Source organism: Chryseobacterium sp. HMWF035 (genome assembly GCF_003094695.1).
GTDB classification, from domain to species: domain Bacteria; phylum Bacteroidota; class Bacteroidia; order Flavobacteriales; family Weeksellaceae; genus Chryseobacterium; species Chryseobacterium gambrini.
Map to the genome: position 1 here is coordinate 34,284 of NZ_QEHP01000074.1, position 20,726 is coordinate 55,009.

A 20,726-nucleotide genomic window follows, 5' to 3' on the forward strand; every position below is an offset into this window, starting at 1 on the left:
AACAAATCCTCCCGACATATAAATTTTTCCGTCTTTGGCATAAATGGTTGCCGCAGAATTGTACGCCTTATCTACTCCATGAAAATTTAATTTTCCCTGAACGGTATATTTTTGTGGCGTTGCGGATAATTTGGATTTATCAAAATTCAGAATTTTTCCGGTGAAGGTTGCCTTTGGATATTTTGCGGTTTCGGCATAGCTTTCATTGAAGTGCTCTTCCATTAATTTTGTTTTGAAATGGAAGTTTTTTACGACAGAAACTGATGCAAAATCTCCTGTATCAGCATTGATTACCGCGACGTTATTGTCGTCCTGTGCAAAAACATCTTCAAATAGAGGTACAGATGCTTCAAACGTTACTTTCCCTGTTTTAGCCATATACCTTTGCGCAAAAGCAAAATTGGTAAAGAATAACGCTGTAATAAGTAAAACTAGCTTTTTCATTTTAAATTTTTAGTTTTCGAGAAGCCCGTCGGCTTTCCATTTCGTGATGATAGTAATTTGTGAAGGCGATAAACTCCCGCCTTGAGGCATTTTCAGAGGGTCTCCGTTGGCGCGGCTTATTCTGTTGATGACATTATCGATATTTGCTTTCACCTGAGAATAGTTTGAAAGAGCCTGAACTCCCGGTGAATGACAACTGACACAATTGGCATCAATAATGGGCTTTACGTCTTTATTGTAAGTTACCACTTCCGCAATCGGAGTATTATCCGAGATTTCCTCATATGTTCTGCTTTCACAAGCCGTTAATACCACTGCTGATGAAATGATGTACATAAACTTTTTCATACTTTAAAATACTCTGTAAAGATTAAACCCAAAGAAAATCTGCCCTTTATCCCATTTTCCGGCTGCATTGGTTAAATAACCGATGTCTGAATTCAGTTGGGAATTGGTGAACAAAAGCTGGAACACGTGTCCCCCGGTTTCTATATCCATTCCTAAAGAAAGCGGATTTTTATAGAAACTGTGATTGTCGAAATTCACAAAATATTCTGCATTAATGGAAACTCTTTTGGAGATTTTATAACGTCCTCCCAAACCTGCAAGAAACTGGTTTTTATCTTCAATAGTAGGTTCGTAGAGATTTTTGTGAACGTATGACGGTGTTAACTGAAGAGAAAATTTATCGCTGAATCTTCTGGAAATCAAAGCCTGCGTAAGATAAGAAAGCCTGTCCCCAAACTGAAGATGCGGATAATTATCTTTGCTGAGATCTGTATTTACAGCCAGAACATTGTAACCTACAACGTCTACAGGAAAGCTTTCGCTCTGTTTTACGAGCTTATATTTTACTCCGCCTTCGAAAGTTTTCAGGTTGGTTTCTCTGGAAAGGCTTACTGAGATTCCGTCTGTAACGCCATAGATTACACCGAGTTTTGTAGAAGCGTCATCCAGTCCGAAGAAGTCTTTAAATCCTTTGCTTACATCGCCGAAACGGTGCGCCACAACAATATACCATTCGTTTTTTGCAGGAAGTTTGGTAGATTGCCCGGTCACAATTTGTAATGCTTTAAAAGCAGGCTGGGAAACATTGGTGTTTTTGGTCTGAATGGTATCAATATCTTTCAACAGGTCTTCCTGTGCAAAGGAAAAAACTGAAGCAAACATTGACAAAAATAAGACAGTTTTTGTCATACACATTTATTTAAATAGTACGACAAACTTATCGACTTATCGACTTACAATTGTGTGATAAAAGTCACCGACTGAATTGTTTTTATCAATGAAAATGTTTAAATAATTAAATATCATTTATTAGCCTTGACTAACATTTTCATTTACAGGCATTTTTATGCCTTCTTTGGTCTGAATAATTTCGCCTTCGTTTTCAATTTTTTTAAGGACACGGCTTACTACTTCTCTTGAAGTTCCCAAACTGTTTGCAATTTCTCTGTGGGTAAGTTTGATGGGATTGTTTCCGGTTGCTGAAATCTGCTGTTTTACGTAGTTTAAAACTCTTTTATCCAATCTGTGAAAAACCGCATCATTTACCATATTCATGACGTCTATAAACCTTTTGTCATATTCAGAATAGAAAAGTCTGTTGATTTCAGGGAATTTAATAAGCCATTCATGAACAACGGACACAGGGAACAGCAATACTTCGGAATCTTCTTCCGTAACGGCATAAATGCGGCTTGTGTAATCTGTAAAAATCGAGGAAAATGTCATGAGACAGCTGTCATTAGAACGGATATAGTAATAAATCAGTTCGCGGCCGTCATTCAGGCTGAAAACTCTGATGGAACCTTTAATAAGAAACGGAACAAATTTATTTTTCTGTCCTTCTCTTACGATCTCGGTTTTCGCTTTAATTTCAGTAACAACAGCGTGCTTATCCAGCTCTTTTAAAAAATCATTTCCTAAAAAGCCAAATTTGTTAATAATAAACTGATTATTGATCATATTCTTTATATTCTTTCTAAAAACAAATTTAAAAAAATATCAATATAAGAATGAAGAGAATGCGAAACTATTCATCATTTAAAAGAAAAAGCTGCTCCACATTTGTGAAACAGCTTTTTTAATTTATAGTCTGTATTTAAGATTCAGGCCATAAAAGAAATAGGATTTGCTCGGACCGGGATTGAGGTCTGTTGCAACTCCTTTCGGATATCCATTTCCTGTATCGGAATCATTGATGCTGTTTCCTAAAAACAGGAAGGTATAATTAATCTGGTTGGTGAGATTATTTCCCATGACATACGCATCCAGATCGAACCTGCCGAAAGATTTTTTATATCCTAATTTAGAATTAAGCAATCCAAATCCTTTTACAAGATTGGTATTGGCAAAATCTGTGTAGACATTCCCCAGATAATTATAGGTATTTACTAAATAAAAGCCTGGTTTTGTGTATAAATCCAAACCTACTGCATATTTGTTTCTCGGAACACCTACAACTGTTTTATGATCGTAAGTCTGATCTGCTCCTAATAATCTTGTTTTAAAATCTCTATATTTCGCATCATAATAAGACATATTTACGAAAGGAACAATTCTGTTGATGAAAGAATTATCGTTTTTATACTGATAGCCGATGCTTAATTCCAGACCATTATTTTTCTGACTTCCCGTATTTGCCCAATAGGTCTGATTATTGGAATTTGGTATGGTAAGCTGTGTTAATTTATTTGAGTAATCGATTCTGAAAACAGAAACCTGATAATCAAGCTTGGTATCCAATAATAATCCGTGTATACTGAAATCTAACATTTTAGCACGTTCAGGTTGCAAATCGTTATTTGCGGTATTCGTAAAATTAATGAAAGATGCAGTAGTCGTCGGAGCATTATAGCCTTCACTGTAGCTTAGGTTAAAGATCTGATGCTTCCATTCTTTCTGTAATGCAAAATGCGGCGTATAAGCCGTTTCGTATTTTTTCTCGAAAGAAAGGTCTTTGTTATACTCATTGACATTATTAGCTGTCAGTAACCCAGGTAATGCCAAAAGATCGTCTCTCTTATAACGTGTACTGTTCATACTTAAACCCACCAAAAGGGTAAGATCCCAAGGTGTATAAGCGATTTTATCAATTAAAAAATAGGAGTTTTGTGTATTATTGTACTTGAAATAAGATCCTCTTGAGATATTGCTTACCTGCATCGGCGTATTTACATCACCCGTAAATCTATAATTGGAAATTTGTGATCTTGATGTTTGTAATTCTACACCAAATTCAACATTGTTACTAAAATTTCCAAATTTATTTTTCAACATAAATGTTGATCGCAATCCTGTATTTGAGTTAGCAGATGTTTCAAAAGCTCCTGCTGCAATTCTGTCAAAATTGTTTCCAGCATAAAATATAGTGGTGGAATTTTTAAAATTTTTAGCGATCTCCCACATATATCCTAATCCTACTCTCGTCGAATTAATCTTATTTCCCGAATTCTTTCTGATGTAGGCAATATTTCCGTTATCAATACCTGCGTAATAGTCAGAATATGGTATTTGTCCTGATACTTTTTCATAAGAGTAAGCCTGACTTCCAAAGAAGCTTAACTGATCATTTTTTCCGAGTTTAACCGTTCCGTTTACGTTAAAAAAGTTTTTCAGACCGCTTCCGTTAGGTCTGTAACCATCGGTTTCAAGGTGACCGTATGCAGCATTCACAGAATAGTTTTCATCAGCAACATTGAGCTGAGTGCGGGACTGAAATGTTTTAAAAGCGCCAACTAAAGCGTTTTCCGAAACAGTAATGCCTTTGGTAAAATCCGGACGGGTATAAAAGCGAACCGCTCCTCCTACTCCACCACCATACATGGTTGCTGCAGGACCTTTGATCACCTCAACATTGTTTACGTAGGCAAAATCAATATCGTCGAGAATAGTAATTCCTTCCGCATTGGTTAAAGGCATATTATTCCAGTAGGCTTTCACCCCCCAGTTGTTGAATTTCTGGTCGTTACCATATCCGCGGACAACGAGTCTCTGACCTCCGAAATTTGTTCTTTTATCCACCTGAACTCCGGGCATTATGGATAAAGTCTGATCTATTGCTGCGGGATTATTTCTGTTGAGTTCTTCTTCGGAAAGGGTTTCTACAGATTGTGCATGTCTTTTGAATTCTGCACGTTCCTTTTTTATTTTTTTTCTCCCCTGGATAGCAACTTCTTCAATTTCTGACGATTGCTGAGCATTTGCAATTGTACAGCCCAATAAAGCTGCAATGCATATATATTTTTTCATTGATTTTAAAAATTAATTATTTGTCGTTTAAAAGTTTATGAAGATTTAAACCTTTCTTCCGGAGGCGGAATGATAACGGACAGATAATATGTATTTTCGAGTCTTTTCAAATAATCTGATGTGGATCTGAAATAAAATGTAAAAAGATGAAGGTTTTCTGCTTCAAAAAAAGTAAAAAAGCTGGAGGTCTTTATAATTTTCTTATGCTGAAAAGGCGAATTAAAATACCGCCATGCATAGATTTTTTTGGTCACAAAAAAGCCCGAGAATTTTAGAATTGAATGAATAACAATGTCTTTTTTATCGAAATAGCAGTGATAATATTTTTCACCGTTTTTATGATCAACTTTAATAATATCGTAGGAAAAGCCGTTTAAGGTAAATTCTTTTTCCTCTTTCCATTCGGCTTTCAGTAAGTCTTTTTCTGAAAAGTAAACGGTTTCGGACTCATCGAATTTATGATTTAAAATATGATATTGTGTTCTTTCATAGATTTCCTTTTTTATACTGGAAATAACAGGACGGATCATATTCATCAATACGATCATGAAAGGAATAAACAGAAATATGAAAAACAGTTTTTTGTGCAAAAAAATTATGGTCTTCGGGGGATGAGTTCTCCCTCTGGTTGAACTAAGGTGAATTTTGGAATATTGATTTTGTAGATTTTTTTAGAATCATTTAGGGTATATTCAATCCGGTTTTCTTTTGGATTTGTGATTAGCGCTTTTTCAGATTTTACAGCTGTCGATCCGGCAGGTGAATATTCCAGGTTATTGATTTCATCCGGATTTTGAAAATTGCCTTTTACAGTGATTATATTTCCTGAAAGAGATTGGGTAAAACTGACTGTATTTCCTTCCGCTTTAAAAGATTTTACGGCAATACGGTCTTTAGTGTTTTTTAATTTTAAAGCAACCGTGTATAAAGCGCCTTTCACTCCGGATCTTCCGCCAAACCATTCCGTTTTTTCCGCAGAAACTAAAGTTAAATCATCCTTATACAATGAGGAAACCGGCGCTTTACAAGAAAGCGCCAGTATCCAAAATATGATGATCAATAACTGATTGTTCATTTTTTAATCGTCATCTCCGCCATCACTTACTTTCCCTAAAACCAAATAGTTTCCGCTGTATACCACTTCACCTTTGGATTCGGCTTTCAGGATGTAATTCCCCGGAGTTAATCTCTGCCCAAATTCTTCATCAGATTTCACATTCTTTTTACTGTAAATCAGTCTTCCTGAAGCGTCAAAAATACTGATGTCTACCGAATTGTATTTAGCCGCATCAAATCTTAAGTGTGAGATTCCTTTTGAAGGATTAGGATATATTCTTGTCTCGCTGTTTTTAGTTTTAACATCTCCTGTCGCCAACGTGATGGTTGTATTTTGAGTTGTCCATGCTCCTCTTCCGTAAGTGGAAACCAAAACTGTTTTGGTTGCAGGTCTGTAGTCTAAATTGGTAACTCTTACATTTCCGATATTTCCACTGGTAGAAGACCATGTTGGCGAAGCAGAAAGGAAATTTGTGGTTCCCCATACTCCCATTTCTGTCCCCAGAATAACTTCATTGGAATCATCCGGATTTGCAAGAATTGTTCTTACCGGCATATCGGGAAGGTTTCCTTCTTTATTTTGCCATGTTGTCCCGCCATCCGTAGAAAAGAATACGCTTGTAAGGTTATAGTTGGATAATGTTACCATAATCTCATTTTCATTTTTCCCGAATTCGATATCTGAAATGGTTCCTGCAGCCGGTGTTGTAAGTAGAGTGGATGCATACGATGTGGTATTCGCATTCGTTACTTTAATAATTCTTCCTAGATTGGTTCCTACAAACAGTGTTGTAGAAGCTGTTGTATAAGGAGAAACTTTCATCCAAGAGATCTGTTCGTTAGTCTGCGCCGTTCCTAAGGTCATTGTAGTGTTAGTAAACGTTGTAGATGTTGCGGATAAGCCGGGTGTTCTGAAAATAGTTAAACCCGAACGGTAAGAATAGAACACATTATTTATCCTGTCTAAGGCGATTTCATTCACAAAATGTCCGTAAGCATTTCTGTTGGCACTTGAAATAAGGTAATACGTGCTGCTCGTTAACAGGTAGTGGTTATTGTAAACATAACTTGCAATTTCATAATTGTCCTGATCATCGTACTCCGTATACATTCCATCCCCGCCTGTAGCTGACTGACTGGTAAGGAAATTATTTGCCTGCGGAACGCCATATAACCACCAGGAGCCATTATCCTGAGCACCTGCTAAAAGTTCTTCATTGGCAGGAGTTTTAATAGGATTCAGCATTGCAGTGTAAAACTGGGTAACGTTGTATCTTGTATTTCTCGCAGCGAAACCTGATGTTGTTACAATATTATTTTTATTGGAAGCAAAATAAATTCCACCATCATTTCCAAACATCATCTGGTTGGTAGAATAATTGTTGAAAGGATTGAAAACTATTGCGTGCTGATCTGCGTGTACCTGAGAAACCTGTAACGCAGCCATGTTATTGTTGTTCGACCATTTTGAAATCTGCGTCCAGTTTACCCCTCCGTTTGTAGATTTGTATAAATCCACACCTCCAATATAAACTGTATTGTCATCTAAAGGATCTGTAGCAATAACAAGATCATAAAAAGACTGTCCTCTTGTAAAGTCATTTGCAGGAATACCTGTATCCGTAGCGGTAGGAAGTGTAATTACAGGAGTTGCATCATTCGTAGCCTGCCATGTTGTTCCCCCATCTGTAGATCTTGCGATACGGATAGGTTCAGAAGTACTGTTGGCTCCCTGCATGAATGCATACACTTTATTGGCATCTGTTTTGGAAAGCGTAAAGTTTACTCTTGCACCGGAATTTCCTACGTTATAGACTACATTAAAAGTATTTCCATCTGTGGATTTTAAAATTCTTCCTCCGGAATCTATATTAGAATATCTGGAAGATCTGGTAGAAACCCAAACCGAGTTATCTGCTCCAATTTCTATTTGCTGAATAGAATATCCTGTTGTACTGGTCGTGTTAGTCGTTGTATTAAGTGCTAATAAGCTGGTATTTTTTGTAAATGTAGCTCCACCATCTGTAGATTTATACAATCCTGCCTGACTCAGCCCCTGAAATGCTCCGTCGTTATAATTACCGCTTACGCCTGCATACACTTCGGAGACGCCTCCATTATTTCTGACTTTAATATCGTTAATATAAAAATTTCCGCTTCTTACGTTACCCGAATACGTGGGGGTAACGGTAAAAATCTGCGTCCATGTACTTCCTCCGTTTGTAGACTTCCAGATACCGGAACCTATAGCATCCGCGGTGGATGATTCTCCTGTTCCAACATATAAAACCTGTGGATTATTCGGATCATAAGCCATACTTGAAACGGAAGTATTTGCCCAGAATGTACTTAGCGGGGTCCACTCGTTTGTACTTACCGAAGGATCCTGATTTACCCAAAGTCCTCCTGAAACACCTCCTGCAAAAACTCTTTTTCCCGTAGGATCATTTGGATCATACATAATTGCGCGTGTTCTTCCGCCTACACTGTAAGGTCCTCTTTCGATCCATGGCTCGTTAATAATTTTATTTGTAGCGGAACCTCCAGTGTTGATAAAAGACATGGGTTTTGTAGGAGCATATTTTCCCTGAACAATTTCCTGATTTAATTTAGCAAGTGAACCAAAATTGTTTTCACCCGTAACAGGATCCATAGTTCTCTTGTAATCTTCTTCGTTATAAAGATTAGGCGGAATTCCCGCAGACTTAGATATTTTATGCTGTTTTTTTAAATTCTTCTGGTACCTGGAGTATAATTCCTGAAGATGCTTTTGATTTGTCTGAAGTGTTTTATCCTGAGCATATGCATTTACGGTAATGCATAGCATAATGCCAAGAATGGTATATCGTTTCATTTTTTTATATTTTTTACAAATATAAATGAACTGTAGAAATAATTTTATAAAAAATTATAATTTATATAAAATAATACAATTAAAATGATACAATTTAATTATTATGTTAAATGTAATTCATAAAAAATGCCCCAATAAAAATTGAGGCATTCATTTATTTTTTTTAGAGTAAATCTTAAGCGTTTACGTTGTTTCCTCCTAATACGAAAGGTTCAACTTCTTTGATTTCTCCGAATTGCTGCTCGTAGTTAGCAATGTTTTGCTGAAGAGCAGAAAGTACTCTCTTAGCGTGAAGTGGAGCAAGAATAACTCTTGATCTTACTTTTGCTTGCTGTACTCCCGGCATTAACTGGATGAAATCTACTACAAACTCAGATGGAGAGTGGTTTACTAAAGCTAAATTAGCATAGATACCAGCTGCTACCATTTCGTTTAATTCGATGTTGATGTTTCCGTCTTGTGGATTTTGATTGTTGTCCATTGTTATAAAATATTTTTTTATTCGAAATTTTGAGGTTGTGAAAATATAAAAATAAATTCAAACCTCAAATTTCCGAATCATTATTTTTAGTTAAGATCTTCGAATTCTTTTTTAGAACCTACGATCACATTTTGGTATTCTTTAAGACCCGTACCTGCAGGAATTCTGTGTCCTACAATTACATTTTCTTTAAGACCGTTAAGATCATCTACTTTACCAGCAACTGCTGCTTCGTTAAGAACCTTAGTTGTTTCCTGGAATGATGCTGCAGACATGAATGACTTCGTCTGAAGAGCTGCTCTTGTAATACCCTGCAATACAGGCGTTGCTGTAGCTGGTAAAGCTTCTCTTACCTGAACTAAAGCCTGATCTTCACGCTTCAGCTTAGAATTCTCATCTCTTAATTCTCTTGCAGTAATCATCTGACCCGGCTGGAATACTTTAGAATCTCCGGCATCTACTACTACTTTAAGACCGAATACTCTGTTGTTTTCTTCCAAGAAGTCATATTTATGCTCAAGAGCACCTTCAAGGAACTGAGTATCACCTCCATCAACGATAGATACTTTTGTCATCATCTGTCTTACGATGATTTCGAAGTGCTTGTCGTCGATTTTTACCCCCTGTAAACGGTAAACTTCCTGAATTTCGTTTACTAAATATTCCTGAACCGCAGTTGGACCTTTGATTCTTAAGATATCGTCTGGAGTAATGGAACCGTCAGAAAGTGGCGAACCAGCTCTTACGAAGTCATTCTCCTGTACCAAAATCTGGTTGGATAATTTAACCAAATAAATTTTTCTTTCTCCAGTTTTAGCTTCAACGATCAATTCTCGGTTACCTCTCTTGATTTTTCCGTAAGAAACTACCCCATCGATTTCTGTAACCACCGCCGGGTTTGAAGGGTTTCTTGCTTCGAATAATTCGGTAACTCTCGGAAGACCTCCGGTGATATCCCCTGCTTTTGCAGATTTTCTCGGGATTTTGATTAAGACTTTACCAGCCTTAATTTTTTCACCATCGTTTACCATTAAGTGGGCTCCTACCGGTAAGTTATACGCTTTCTGTTCAACTCCTTTAGAATCTACCACCTTCAAGGTAGGTACGGCTTTCTTATTTCTGGATTCGGAGATTACTTTCTCTTCAAATCCTGTCTGTTCGTCAATCTCCAACTGGAATGAAACCCCTTGGATGATGTCTTCATATTCTACCTTACCGGCAGTTTCTGCAATGATAACCGCGTTATACGGATCCCACTTACAGATTACATCGCCTTTCTTCACTTTATCACCCGGTTTTACAGATAATATGGAACCGTAAGGTACGTTAGCTACCATTAACGGAGTTCTGGACTCGTTATCAGCAACTAATCTGAATTCTGTTGAACGGGAAACTACAACTTCAGCAGTGTTACCGTTTTCATCTTCAGAAGTAATTGTTCTTACCTCATCCATTTCAACGATACCGTCTCTTCTTGCAACGATTGATGGGTTTTCTGATACGTTTCCTGCAGTACCCCCTTGGTGGAAGGTTCTCAACGTAAGCTGAGTTCCCGGTTCCCCGATGGATTGTGCTGCAATTACACCTACCGCTTCACCCATATGGATCATCTTCCCTGTCGCTAAGTTTCTACCGTAGCATTTTGCACAGATTCCTTTTTTAGCTTCACAAGTAAGTGGCGAACGAACTTCAACTGCTTCTAATCCTGCTTCTTCGATTCTCTTCGCTAACGCCTCACTGATTACCTGATCTGCTTCAGCAATTAATTCATCACTTTCAGGATCATAAATATTATGTAAAGAAACTCTACCTAAGATTCTTTCAGAGATTCTTTCAACGATCTCATCATTTTTCTTAAGTGCAGTAACTTCTGTTCCTCTTAAAGTTCCACAGTCGTCTTCTGTAACGATAACGTCCTGTGCAACGTCTACCAATCTTCTCGTTAAGTAACCTGCATCGGCAGTCTTAAGAGCGGTATCCGCAAGACCTTTACGGGCACCGTGGGTAGAGATAAAGTATTCTAGGATGGAAAGACCTTCTTTAAAGTTAGCAAGAATCGGGTTTTCGATGATCTCCGCTCCGGTAGAACCGGCTTTCTGCGGTTTTGCCATCAAACCTCTCATCCCTGATAACTGACGGATCTGTTCCTTAGAACCCCTCGCTCCGGAGTCAAGCATCATATATACAGAGTTGAAACCTCCCTGATCGGTTTTCATTCTGCCCATAATCATCTCCGTAAGGTTTGCGTTGGTTGTAGTCCAAACGTCGATTACCTGATTATAACGTTCTGTATCTGTAATAAGACCCATGTTATAGTTGGCTCTAATTTCATCTACTGTTCCGATAGAATCTGCAATCATCTGCTTTTTCTCAACAGGAACCACAATATCTCCTAATGAGAAGGAAAGACCTCCTTTGAATGCGTTTGAATATCCTAAGTCTTTCATTGCATCCAGGAACTTCACAGTTGTAGGGAAATCTGTATCTGCAAGAATTTTACCGATAACGTTTCTCAATGATTTCTTCGTTAAAAGCTCATTGATATATCCTACCTGCTTTGGTACAATCTGGTTGAATAAGATTCTACCTACTGTAGTTTCGATTAATCTTGTTACGATTTCTCCGTTTTCTTTAACCGGAAGTCTACATCTTACTTTAGCATTTAAAGATACTCTTCCTTCCGCATAAGCGATTTCTGCTTCTTCAGGAGAATAGAATGCCAAACCTTCACCTTTTACTTTCATATCTTCTGTAGAACTCAATTCTTTGGTCATGAAATAAAGACCAAGAACCATGTCCTGAGAAGGTACTGTAATTGGAGAACCGTTTGCAGGGTTTAAGATATTTTGAGAACCTAACATCAATAACTGAGCTTCAAGGATCGCTTCAGGACCTAACGGTAAGTGTACCGCCATCTGGTCACCGTCGAAATCGGCGTTGAATGCTGTTGTTACCAACGGGTGAAGCTGGATTGCCTTACCTTCGATCATCTTAGGCTGGAAAGCCTGAATACCCAGTCTGTGAAGCGTAGGTGCTCTGTTCAGTAGAACAGGGTGACCTTTCATCACGTTTTCAAGGATATCATACACTACCGGCTCTTTTCTGTCGATAATTCTCTTAGCAGATTTTACTGTTTTTACAATTCCTCTTTCAATCAGTTTTCTGATGATGAAAGGTTTGTACAATTCCGCAGCCATATCTTTAGGAATACCACACTCGTGAAGCTGTAAGTTCGGACCTACAACAATTACGGAACGTGCAGAGTAATCTACCCTTTTTCCTAATAAGTTCTGACGAAAACGACCCTGCTTCCCTTTCAATGAATCTGAAAGTGATTTCAATGGTCTGTTTGATTCAGACTTTACGGCTGAAGATTTTCTTGTATTATCGAATAGTGAATCTACAGATTCCTGAAGCATACGCTTCTCGTTTCTCAAGATTACTTCAGGAGCTTTGATCTCCAATAATCTCTTCAAACGGTTGTTTCTGATGATTACTCTTCTGTAAAGGTCATTTAAATCGGAAGTAGCGAAACGTCCACCATCCAACGGAACCAATGGTCTTAGTTCTGGCGGGATAACCGGAAGTACACGCATGATCATCCACTCAGGCTTATTGATCATTCTTGTATTGGCACCTCTTAATGCTTCTACAACATTCAATCTTTTTAAAGCCTCAGTTCTTCTTTGTTTTGAACCTTCGTTGTGTGCTTTGTGTCTCAGGTCGAAAGACAATGCATCAAGATCGATTCTTTTTAATAATTCCTCAACCGCTTCAGCACCCATCTTAGCAATGAATTTGTTCGGATCGGAATCATCAAGATACTGGTTCTCGATCGGAAGAGTTTCCATGATATCTAGGTACTCTTCTTCAGTTAAGAACTCCATGTTTTCGAAATCAGAACCGTCTAATTTTTTAGCAATACCCTGCTGAATCACTACATATCTTTCGTAGTAGATGATCATATCCAACTTCTTGGAAGGAATTCCTAAAAGGTAACCGATTTTGTTCGGTAAAGAACGGAAATACCAGATGTGAGCAATTGGAACTACCAGATTGATATGTCCGATTCTCTCTCTACGTACTTTTTTCTCTGTAACTTCTACTCCACAACGGTCACAAACGATCCCTTTGTAACGAATTCTCTTGTATTTACCACAAGCACATTCGTAATCCTTTACAGGACCAAAGATTTTTTCACAAAACAAACCGTCTCTTTCAGGCTTATGCGTTCTGTAGTTAATGGTTTCCGGCTTAAGAACCTCCCCTCTCGATTCCTGAAGAATCGATTCCGGTGAAGCTAAACCGATGGTTATTTTATTAAATCTACTTGATTTATTTTTATTTGACATTTGTTAGATTTTAAATTTTAGATTTTAGATTTTAGATTAATTTCCGAATGTTTACATTCAGCATTTATAATTTAAAATTTAAAATTATTCCTCTAGTCTTACGTCTAATCCAAGACCTTGTAACTCGTGAAGTAGTACATTGAATGATTCCGGAATACCTGGTTCAGGCATCGATTCACCTTTTGCAATGGCTTCGTAAGTTTTCGCTCTACCAATTACGTCATCCGACTTCACAGTAAGGATCTCTCTCAAGATATTTGATGCTCCGAATGCTTCAAGAGCCCAAACCTCCATCTCTCCGAATCTCTGACCTCCGAACTGAGCTTTACCTCCTAACGGCTGCTGAGTAATCAATGAGTAAGGACCGATAGAACGTGCGTGCATTTTATCATCAACCATGTGACCTAGTTTCAACATATAGATTACCCCCACTGTTGCAGCCTGAGTAAATCTTTCTCCGGTACCACCATCATAAAGGTGAGTGTGACCGAATTTAGGAAGACCTGCTTTCTCAGTGTATTCAGTAATCTGGTCTAAGCTAGCTCCGTCGAAGATAGGCGTCGCGAACTTCAATCCTAATTTCTGACCAGCCCATCCAAGAACTGTTTCATAGATCTGACCGATGTTCATACGCGAAGGTACTCCAAGTGGATTCAGTACGATATCTACCGGTGTTCCGTCTTCAAGGAATGGCATATCTTCTTCACGAACGATTCTCGAAACGATACCTTTGTTACCGTGACGACCCGCCATTTTATCTCCTACATTCAGTTTACGTTTCTTGGCGATGTACACTTTAGCCAACTTCATGATACCTGCAGGTAATTCGTCTCCGATTGAAATTGCAAATTTCTCACGGTTTTTAACCCCTTGAATATCGTTGTACTTGATTTTGTAGTTGTGAATTAACTGTTTGATTAATTCGTTTTTATCGTTATCAACTGTCCAGTCTGAACCGCTAACGTTTACATAATCTTCAACTGAAGTTAATAATTTATGAGTGAATTTCACGCCTTTACCGATGATTTCCTCATCAAGGTCGTTTTTCACACCCTGAGAAGTTTTACCGCTTACAAGCGTGTTTAATTTTTCAATTAAAGTGTTTCTCAGATCATCAAACTTAGCCTTGTAAGTGTTTTCAATTTCTTCAAGCTTAAGTTTTTCTTCAGTTCTTTTCTTTTTATCTTTAATGTTTCTAGAGAACAATTTCTTGTCGATCACAACACCTCTTAATGAAGAATCTGCTTTTAATGAAGCATCTTTTACATCACCAGCTTTGTCACCGAAGATTGCTCTAAGAAGTTTTTCTTCAGGAGTCGGGTCAGATTCACCTTTTGGAGTAATTTTACCAATCATGATATCTCCAGGCTTCACTTCAGCACCGATTCTGATCATACCGTTCTCGTCAAGATCTTTAGTAGCTTCTTCAGAAACGTTCGGAATATCTGCTGTCAATTCTTCCATACCTAATTTGGTATCACGAACTTCCAAAGAATATTCATCTACGTGGATTGAAGTAAACCAGTCCTCACGAACTACTTTTTCGTTGATTACGATCGCATCCTCGAAGTTGTATCCTTTCCAAGGCATGAACGCAACCACTAAGTTTCTACCAAGAGCCAATTCTCCTTTTTCAGTAGCATAACCGTCGCAAAGTACCTGTCCTTTTTCCACTACATCACCTACTCTTACGTTTGGTCTTAGGGTAATGGTAGTACTTTGGTTAGTTTTTCTGAACTTAGTTAAGTTATATGTTTTAGTAGCAGACTCGAATTGTACTAAATCTTCGTCTTCGCTTCTTTCATATTTAATAACGATTCTGTCGGCATCTACATACTCTACAGTACCTGTACCTTCAGCGTTAATTAAGATTCTTGAATCTCTTGCAACCTGCTGCTCAAGCCCTGTACCTACAATCGGAGCCTGTGGCTTCAATAGAGGAACTGCCTGACGCATCATGTTCGATCCCATCAACGCACGGTTCGCATCATCATGCTCCAAGAAAGGAATTAATGAAGCGGAAATACCAGAAATCTGGTTTGGTGCAACGTCGATAAGGTCTACCTGAGATGGCTCAACTACCGGATAGTCACCATCTAATCTTGCAATAATTCTGTCTGTTTCGAATTCACCGTTGTCGCTCAATTCAACGTTTGCCTGAGCAATTACTTTAGATTCTTCGTCCTCTGCATTCAAGTAGATAGGATCTGCATTAAGATCAATCTTGCTGTCTGCTACTTTTCTGTACGGAGTTTCGATGAAACCTAATCTGTTGATTTTCGCATAAATACCTAAAGATGAAATCAAACCGATGTTTGGTCCTTCCGGAGTTTCAATCGGACAAATTCTTCCGTAGTGGGTATGGTGAACGTCTCGAACCTCGAAACCTGCTCTTTCTCTTGATAAACCTCCAGGTCCCAGTGCAGAAAGTCTACGCTTATGCGTGATTTCTGATAGCGGGTTGGTTTGGTCCATGAACTGAGAAAGCTGGTTGGTCCCAAAGAACGAGTTAATTACTGATGTTAATGTTTTTGCGTTAACAAGATCAAGCGGAGTAAAGATTTCGTTATCTCTAACGTTCATTCTTTCCTTGATTGTTCTTGCAATTCTTGAAAGACCTACCCCGAACTGTCCTGCTAATTGCTCACCAACCGTTTTAATTCTTCTGTTGGATAAGTGGTCGATATCATCAACCTCAGCTTTAGAGTTTACAAGCTCGATTAAGTGTCTTACAATAGCAATGATATCCTCTTTCGTAAGAACTTCAGTTGTCGTAGGAATGTTCAGCCCTAATTTTTTGTTTAGTCTGTAACGTCCCACTTCACCAAGAGAGTATCTTTGCTCAGAGAAAAATAATTTTTCAATGATTCCTCTTGCGGTTTCCTCATCTGGCGGATCTGCATTTCTTAACTGACGATAGATATACTCTACTGCTTCTTTTTCAGAGTTCGTAGGGTCTTTCTGTAATGTATTCTGGATGATAGAGAACTCGTTGCTGTTTTCTTTGTGAATCAAAATAGATTTCACACCCGCATCAAGAATAAGATCCAAGTGTTCTTTTTCAAGAATCGTTTCTCTGTCTAAGATGATTTCGTTTCTTTCGATAGAAACAACCTCACCGGTATCTTCGTCTACGAAATCCTCGAACCAAGTGTTCAATACTCTCGCAGCCAATGTTCTTCCTTCTACTTTTTTAAGGGCAGCTTTAGAAACTTTCACTTCTTCAGCAAGGTCGAAAATCTGAAGGATATCCTTATCAGACTCATAACCGATCGCTCTTAATAAAGTTGTTAATGGTAATTTTTTCTTACGGTCGATATACGCGTACATTACGCTGTTGATATCTGTCGTAAATTCCATCCAAGATCCTTTGAAAGGGATAATTCTTGAATAGTACAGTTTGGTTCCGTTTGCGTGGTACGTCTGTCCGAAGAATACACCCGGTGAACGGTGTAACTGGGTAACGATAACCCTTTCAGCACCATTGATGATGAAAGATCCACTAGGCGTCATATAAGGAACCGGACCTAAGTATACATCCTGAACCACAGTCTGGAAATCCTCGTGTTCAGGGTCTGTACAATACAATTTAAGTCTTGCTTTAAGAGGAACGGAATACGTTAAACCTCTTTCCACACACTCATCGATTGAATAACGTGGAGAATCTACCAGATAATCCAAAAATTCCAATACGAATTGATTTCTAGAATCGGTAATCGGGAAATTTTCCTGAAAAGTCTTGTAAAGACCTTCATTTTTTCTGTCTTCAGGAAGCGTATCAAGCTGAAAAAACTCACTGAAAGACTCGATCTGGATATCCAGGAAGTCCGGAGTGATGATTTTTCCTTTCGCTGAAGAGAAATTTACTCTCTGATTTCCCCTAGTTGTAGGTGTTGTTTTACTCATAAAACTTTTAAGAAAGGTTAAAAAATATTTTGATTCATTAAAAAATATCAGAAAAAAGAATTTGAGAGGAGAAAGCTGTAAAAGACCTTATAATGTTGGCGCTATTAGAAACAGTCTTATATTTTTTTCTCTTGATTCTCAGAATCTTATTCCTAACTGCAACACTGGTATATCTTTTCACAGCGTAATGCAAAATATTTTTATTACTTTTGAGGCAGATACCGCCGTAATATCTATACACAAGAAATCCCTTTCATCATAATGAAAGAGGTGATATTCAATATTTTATAGATTTACAAACAATTATTCGCGCCAAAAGAGGCTGCAAATTTACAACATTTTATTTTTATATACAAATAAAACAACTTCATTCTGAAGATGTTAATTATTTTATTCTGCATCCGGAAGATCATATTCATTCCATAAGATTTTTCTTTTGATAGATTTGTTAAACAAAAAGGTCATCCAAAAATATGGATGACCCGCCCTTAATAAAAAAAACTCAATCTTAAAATTAATTACAATAACCTAAGATTTAGCTGTATTTTGATGCTGAACAGATATCATTGAAATTGACTTTACAGCCTATAAAATTCAAAAATACTGTTATAATCTATATTTACTGATAGAAACCGAAAATAATCTGATGTTTTTTAACAGCAATACTTATTATATAAAGTTAGTTAAAAAATATCAATAAAACATTTATTTTCAAATATTTAAAAACATAAGTCATTCTTGCGAATGACTTATGTGCAGAAACGATTTATTTATTGAAATTACCTCACAATAACTTTGTATGATTTTACAGTCGTTTTTGTTTCTACTTTTATGATATACATTCCCGCAGGTAAAGAAGAAGTACCGATTTCGGCATTTCCTGAAAATTTACCTGAGCTGATTAATTGTCCCTGAGCTGAAAACAATGTGTATGTACCTTCTTCATCAGATTTCACATTTAAATTTTCACCCGCCTTTACAGGATTAGGATACACTTTAACATCATTGGCAACTGTTTTTACTTCTCCTGCCGAAGCTTTAGCTGTTATACCACTGTTTTTAGCGAAAGAAGAATATGGTGAAAGAGGAGAATTAGGCGAACCTTTCGCAACAAGATCCGTATCTACAACCGCCTGAATTCCATCTGCATCCGCATCATTTATTCTCGAAATAAATCCTTCTCCAAGATCATCCAGATTATCTTTTCCGATGGTATAAAGATCGAAGTCTACATTATTGGATTTAAGATCTACAAAATCCGGTTTATCGTCTCCATCTGTATTTTTTAAAGGATATTTCATGGTTCCTGAATCCGGAGATGTTTCCAGAATATCCGCAATCCCGTTATTTCCTGTTGCAACACCGCTGTCGATAATCCCGTTGTGATCTGCATCGATCTGATCAATCACCGAAGTTGGAATTCCAGATTCAAATAAATCTAAAATACCGTCGTTATCAGAATCAAGATCAAGGTAACTTGAAATTCCGTCTCCCAGTTCAGCAATCACCAGTTTGTTTCCGTCTACGTCATCATCTTCAAATTTTCCGTTTGCGTTAAGATCCTCCCATGCATCAGGAATACCGTCATTGTCAGAATCATTATCGCAAGCATCTGCAACGCCATCTCCATCGCTGTCTATAGCAGAAGATTTATCATTTACCACAGAACATCCTTCTGCACAATCCGGAATACCGTTTCCGTTGTTATCAATACTGTCGTTTCCGTTCGGACATTTATCGTTACAGTTCGGAACACCATCCTGATCATCATCAAGCTGAACAAATGCATTATAAATGTAGTATTGCTGCGCCAGAGTGATTCCTATTCCCGGATTGATCTCAATTTTCATCCTGTCAAACGCTTTTGTTGCCGTAAAACCTACGTAAAACTGATTGGAAGCCGAAGTAATAAACTGTCCGCTGAATAATCCACCGGAAGTTCTGGATTCTGTTACCGTTGTCCCTTTATAGAAAGTAATGGTGATATAATCTAATGCATTTATCGTGAATAAATTGGCACTTTTCGTTAAGGTAAAACCTCCAAAAGTTCCGGCAGGATATTCTCCTGTATTGCTTTTAACCGTTAACCTAACTGTGGGAATTAGTAAATTGATCGGAGATAAATTTACCGTTGCAAAATTATTGGTGTTGTTATCTACTACGTTTCCTGTGTTGGTAATATTGGTTAATCCTAAAATTGTTCCCGAAGCTCCCGTCCATGAAGCTCCCTGTACAATTTCTCCCAGTCTTGAAGTTCCTGAAGTCTGGATATATTCATTACAATCGCAGCCTTGAGGCTCTTCAAAGGCATAAAACACTTTTAAAGCTCCGAAATTCACTCCTACAGTCTGAGTGATTTTTAGTCTTACTTCATTAAAAGGCTTGGTTGTATTGAGGGAAATTTTCTGTTTATTGGAACCGAATCTTAATACTTTGATATTAATCAGTCCGCCTCCATCAAATAAGTTTTTAGAATCCTGCAGCTGCCCGAATAAATAGGTCTCAATCGTTATATTTTTCAAGAACTCAGCGCTTAGCAATTTACCCTGATCATCCGGTTCAATAACAAAACCTGCTTTATTTCCTGCTGGATAAACCTGGTTTTTATCTAAAACACCTACAGAGTATGAACCTAACAAACCTGCCGGTAAAACGATGGAGCCGTAAGAACTTTTATCTCCGTCACCAATCTTTGCTCTGTCATTTACATAAGAAAGTGGTGCTAAAAAGCTGCTGCTTCCGGAAACATTTCCGTCTACACCATTTCCTGCAATAATATCATCACAGATGCCATTATTATCTACAGGAACTTTAGTCGGATCAAAAGCAAATGCATAATAAATATTCAGGGCACTGAATAGAGAAAGAGCATTAACCTGATACAGTCTTACTTCATCAAAATTTTTAGTAGTTTTAAAATGAAGGAAAATTCTTGTTTTTGTTCCTCCGAATGCCGGAACAGACAATAAAGTAGTATTATTTGAAGATTCCTGAAGAACTCCTGCTTTATAGGTACTGATTCTTAAATTGCTTAAAAGACTTGCCGTAAAAACGCTGGTTCCTAAATCTACATTAAAACCTGTAATGTATCCTGCAGGATAGGTTGTATTTGTATTTCTAACAGAAACTCCGTTTCCGCTTACCAAAGTGGTAAAGCTTCCCATACTAACGCTGTTATCCAAATTGGCATCAATAAGAGGATTTATACTTCCGCTGTAACAAGCCAGACATATTCCGTTTGCATTCAGCGGTTTTGCTTCCACTCCCATTCCCCGAATCGGAGTGTAACCCTGTCCGAAAATCTTCACAGACAGCAGAAACAGCATGAGAAAAGCTGTAATTTTCGCAAATAATTTTTTTGTCATTTTTAATTGATTTT

The 20,726-nt window shown here is 37.6% G+C and carries 12 protein-coding genes; all 12 read right to left on the minus strand.

Going from position 1 to position 20,726, the window contains the following annotated elements; all coding sequences use genetic code 11:
- The coding region (locus tag DD829_RS11715) for a YceI family protein (protein WP_228408176.1) at window positions 1-444 on the minus strand (444 nt) is incomplete at its 3' end.
- Window positions 445-453: 9 nt separating this feature from the next.
- Complete coding sequence (locus tag DD829_RS11720) at window positions 454-792, minus strand: cytochrome c (RefSeq protein ID WP_076390717.1); 339 nt, start codon at window positions 790-792, stop codon at window positions 454-456.
- Window positions 793-795: 3 nt separating this feature from the next.
- Window positions 796-1,641, minus strand: coding sequence for a DUF5777 family beta-barrel protein (locus tag DD829_RS11725; RefSeq protein WP_108408725.1), 846 nt, complete (start codon window positions 1,639-1,641; stop codon window positions 796-798).
- Window positions 1,642-1,761: 120 nt separating this feature from the next.
- Window positions 1,762-2,412: a Crp/Fnr family transcriptional regulator gene (locus DD829_RS11730; protein ID WP_108408724.1), complete on the minus strand. Its 651-nt coding sequence runs from the start codon at window positions 2,410-2,412 to the stop codon at window positions 1,762-1,764.
- A gap of 123 nt (window positions 2,413-2,535) precedes the next feature.
- Window positions 2,536-4,698, minus strand: coding sequence for a TonB-dependent receptor (locus DD829_RS11735; protein WP_108408723.1), 2,163 nt, complete (start codon window positions 4,696-4,698; stop codon window positions 2,536-2,538).
- A gap of 35 nt (window positions 4,699-4,733) precedes the next feature.
- Window positions 4,734-5,288: a hypothetical protein gene (locus DD829_RS11740; protein ID WP_123906849.1), complete on the minus strand. Its 555-nt coding sequence runs from the start codon at window positions 5,286-5,288 to the stop codon at window positions 4,734-4,736.
- Between the two features lie 5 nt (window positions 5,289-5,293).
- Window positions 5,294-5,773 carry a hypothetical protein gene (locus tag DD829_RS11745; protein WP_108408721.1) on the minus strand — a complete coding sequence of 160 codons (480 nt, stop codon included), beginning with the start codon at window positions 5,771-5,773 and terminating at the stop codon, window positions 5,294-5,296.
- A 3-nt stretch (window positions 5,774-5,776) separates the two neighbouring features.
- Window positions 5,777-8,608, minus strand: coding sequence for a T9SS type A sorting domain-containing protein (locus DD829_RS11750; RefSeq protein ID WP_116547781.1), 2,832 nt, complete (start codon window positions 8,606-8,608; stop codon window positions 5,777-5,779).
- Between the two features lie 175 nt (window positions 8,609-8,783).
- Window positions 8,784-9,089, minus strand: a complete 306-nt coding sequence (locus DD829_RS11755) for a DUF3467 domain-containing protein (protein WP_029295596.1) — start codon at window positions 9,087-9,089, stop codon at window positions 8,784-8,786.
- Between the two features lie 86 nt (window positions 9,090-9,175).
- On the minus strand, window positions 9,176-13,441 hold the full coding sequence (gene rpoC / locus DD829_RS11760; protein ID WP_076390714.1) for a DNA-directed RNA polymerase subunit beta': 4,266 nt from the start codon (window positions 13,439-13,441) through the stop codon (window positions 9,176-9,178).
- 84 nt (window positions 13,442-13,525) lie between these two features.
- Window positions 13,526-17,347: a DNA-directed RNA polymerase subunit beta gene (gene rpoB, locus DD829_RS11765; RefSeq protein WP_116547782.1), complete on the minus strand. Its 3,822-nt coding sequence runs from the start codon at window positions 17,345-17,347 to the stop codon at window positions 13,526-13,528.
- 779 nt (window positions 17,348-18,126) lie between these two features.
- Window positions 18,127-20,712: a T9SS type A sorting domain-containing protein gene (locus tag DD829_RS11770; RefSeq protein ID WP_116547783.1), complete on the minus strand. Its 2,586-nt coding sequence runs from the start codon at window positions 20,710-20,712 to the stop codon at window positions 18,127-18,129.
- Between the last annotated feature and the right edge of the window lie 14 nt (window positions 20,713-20,726).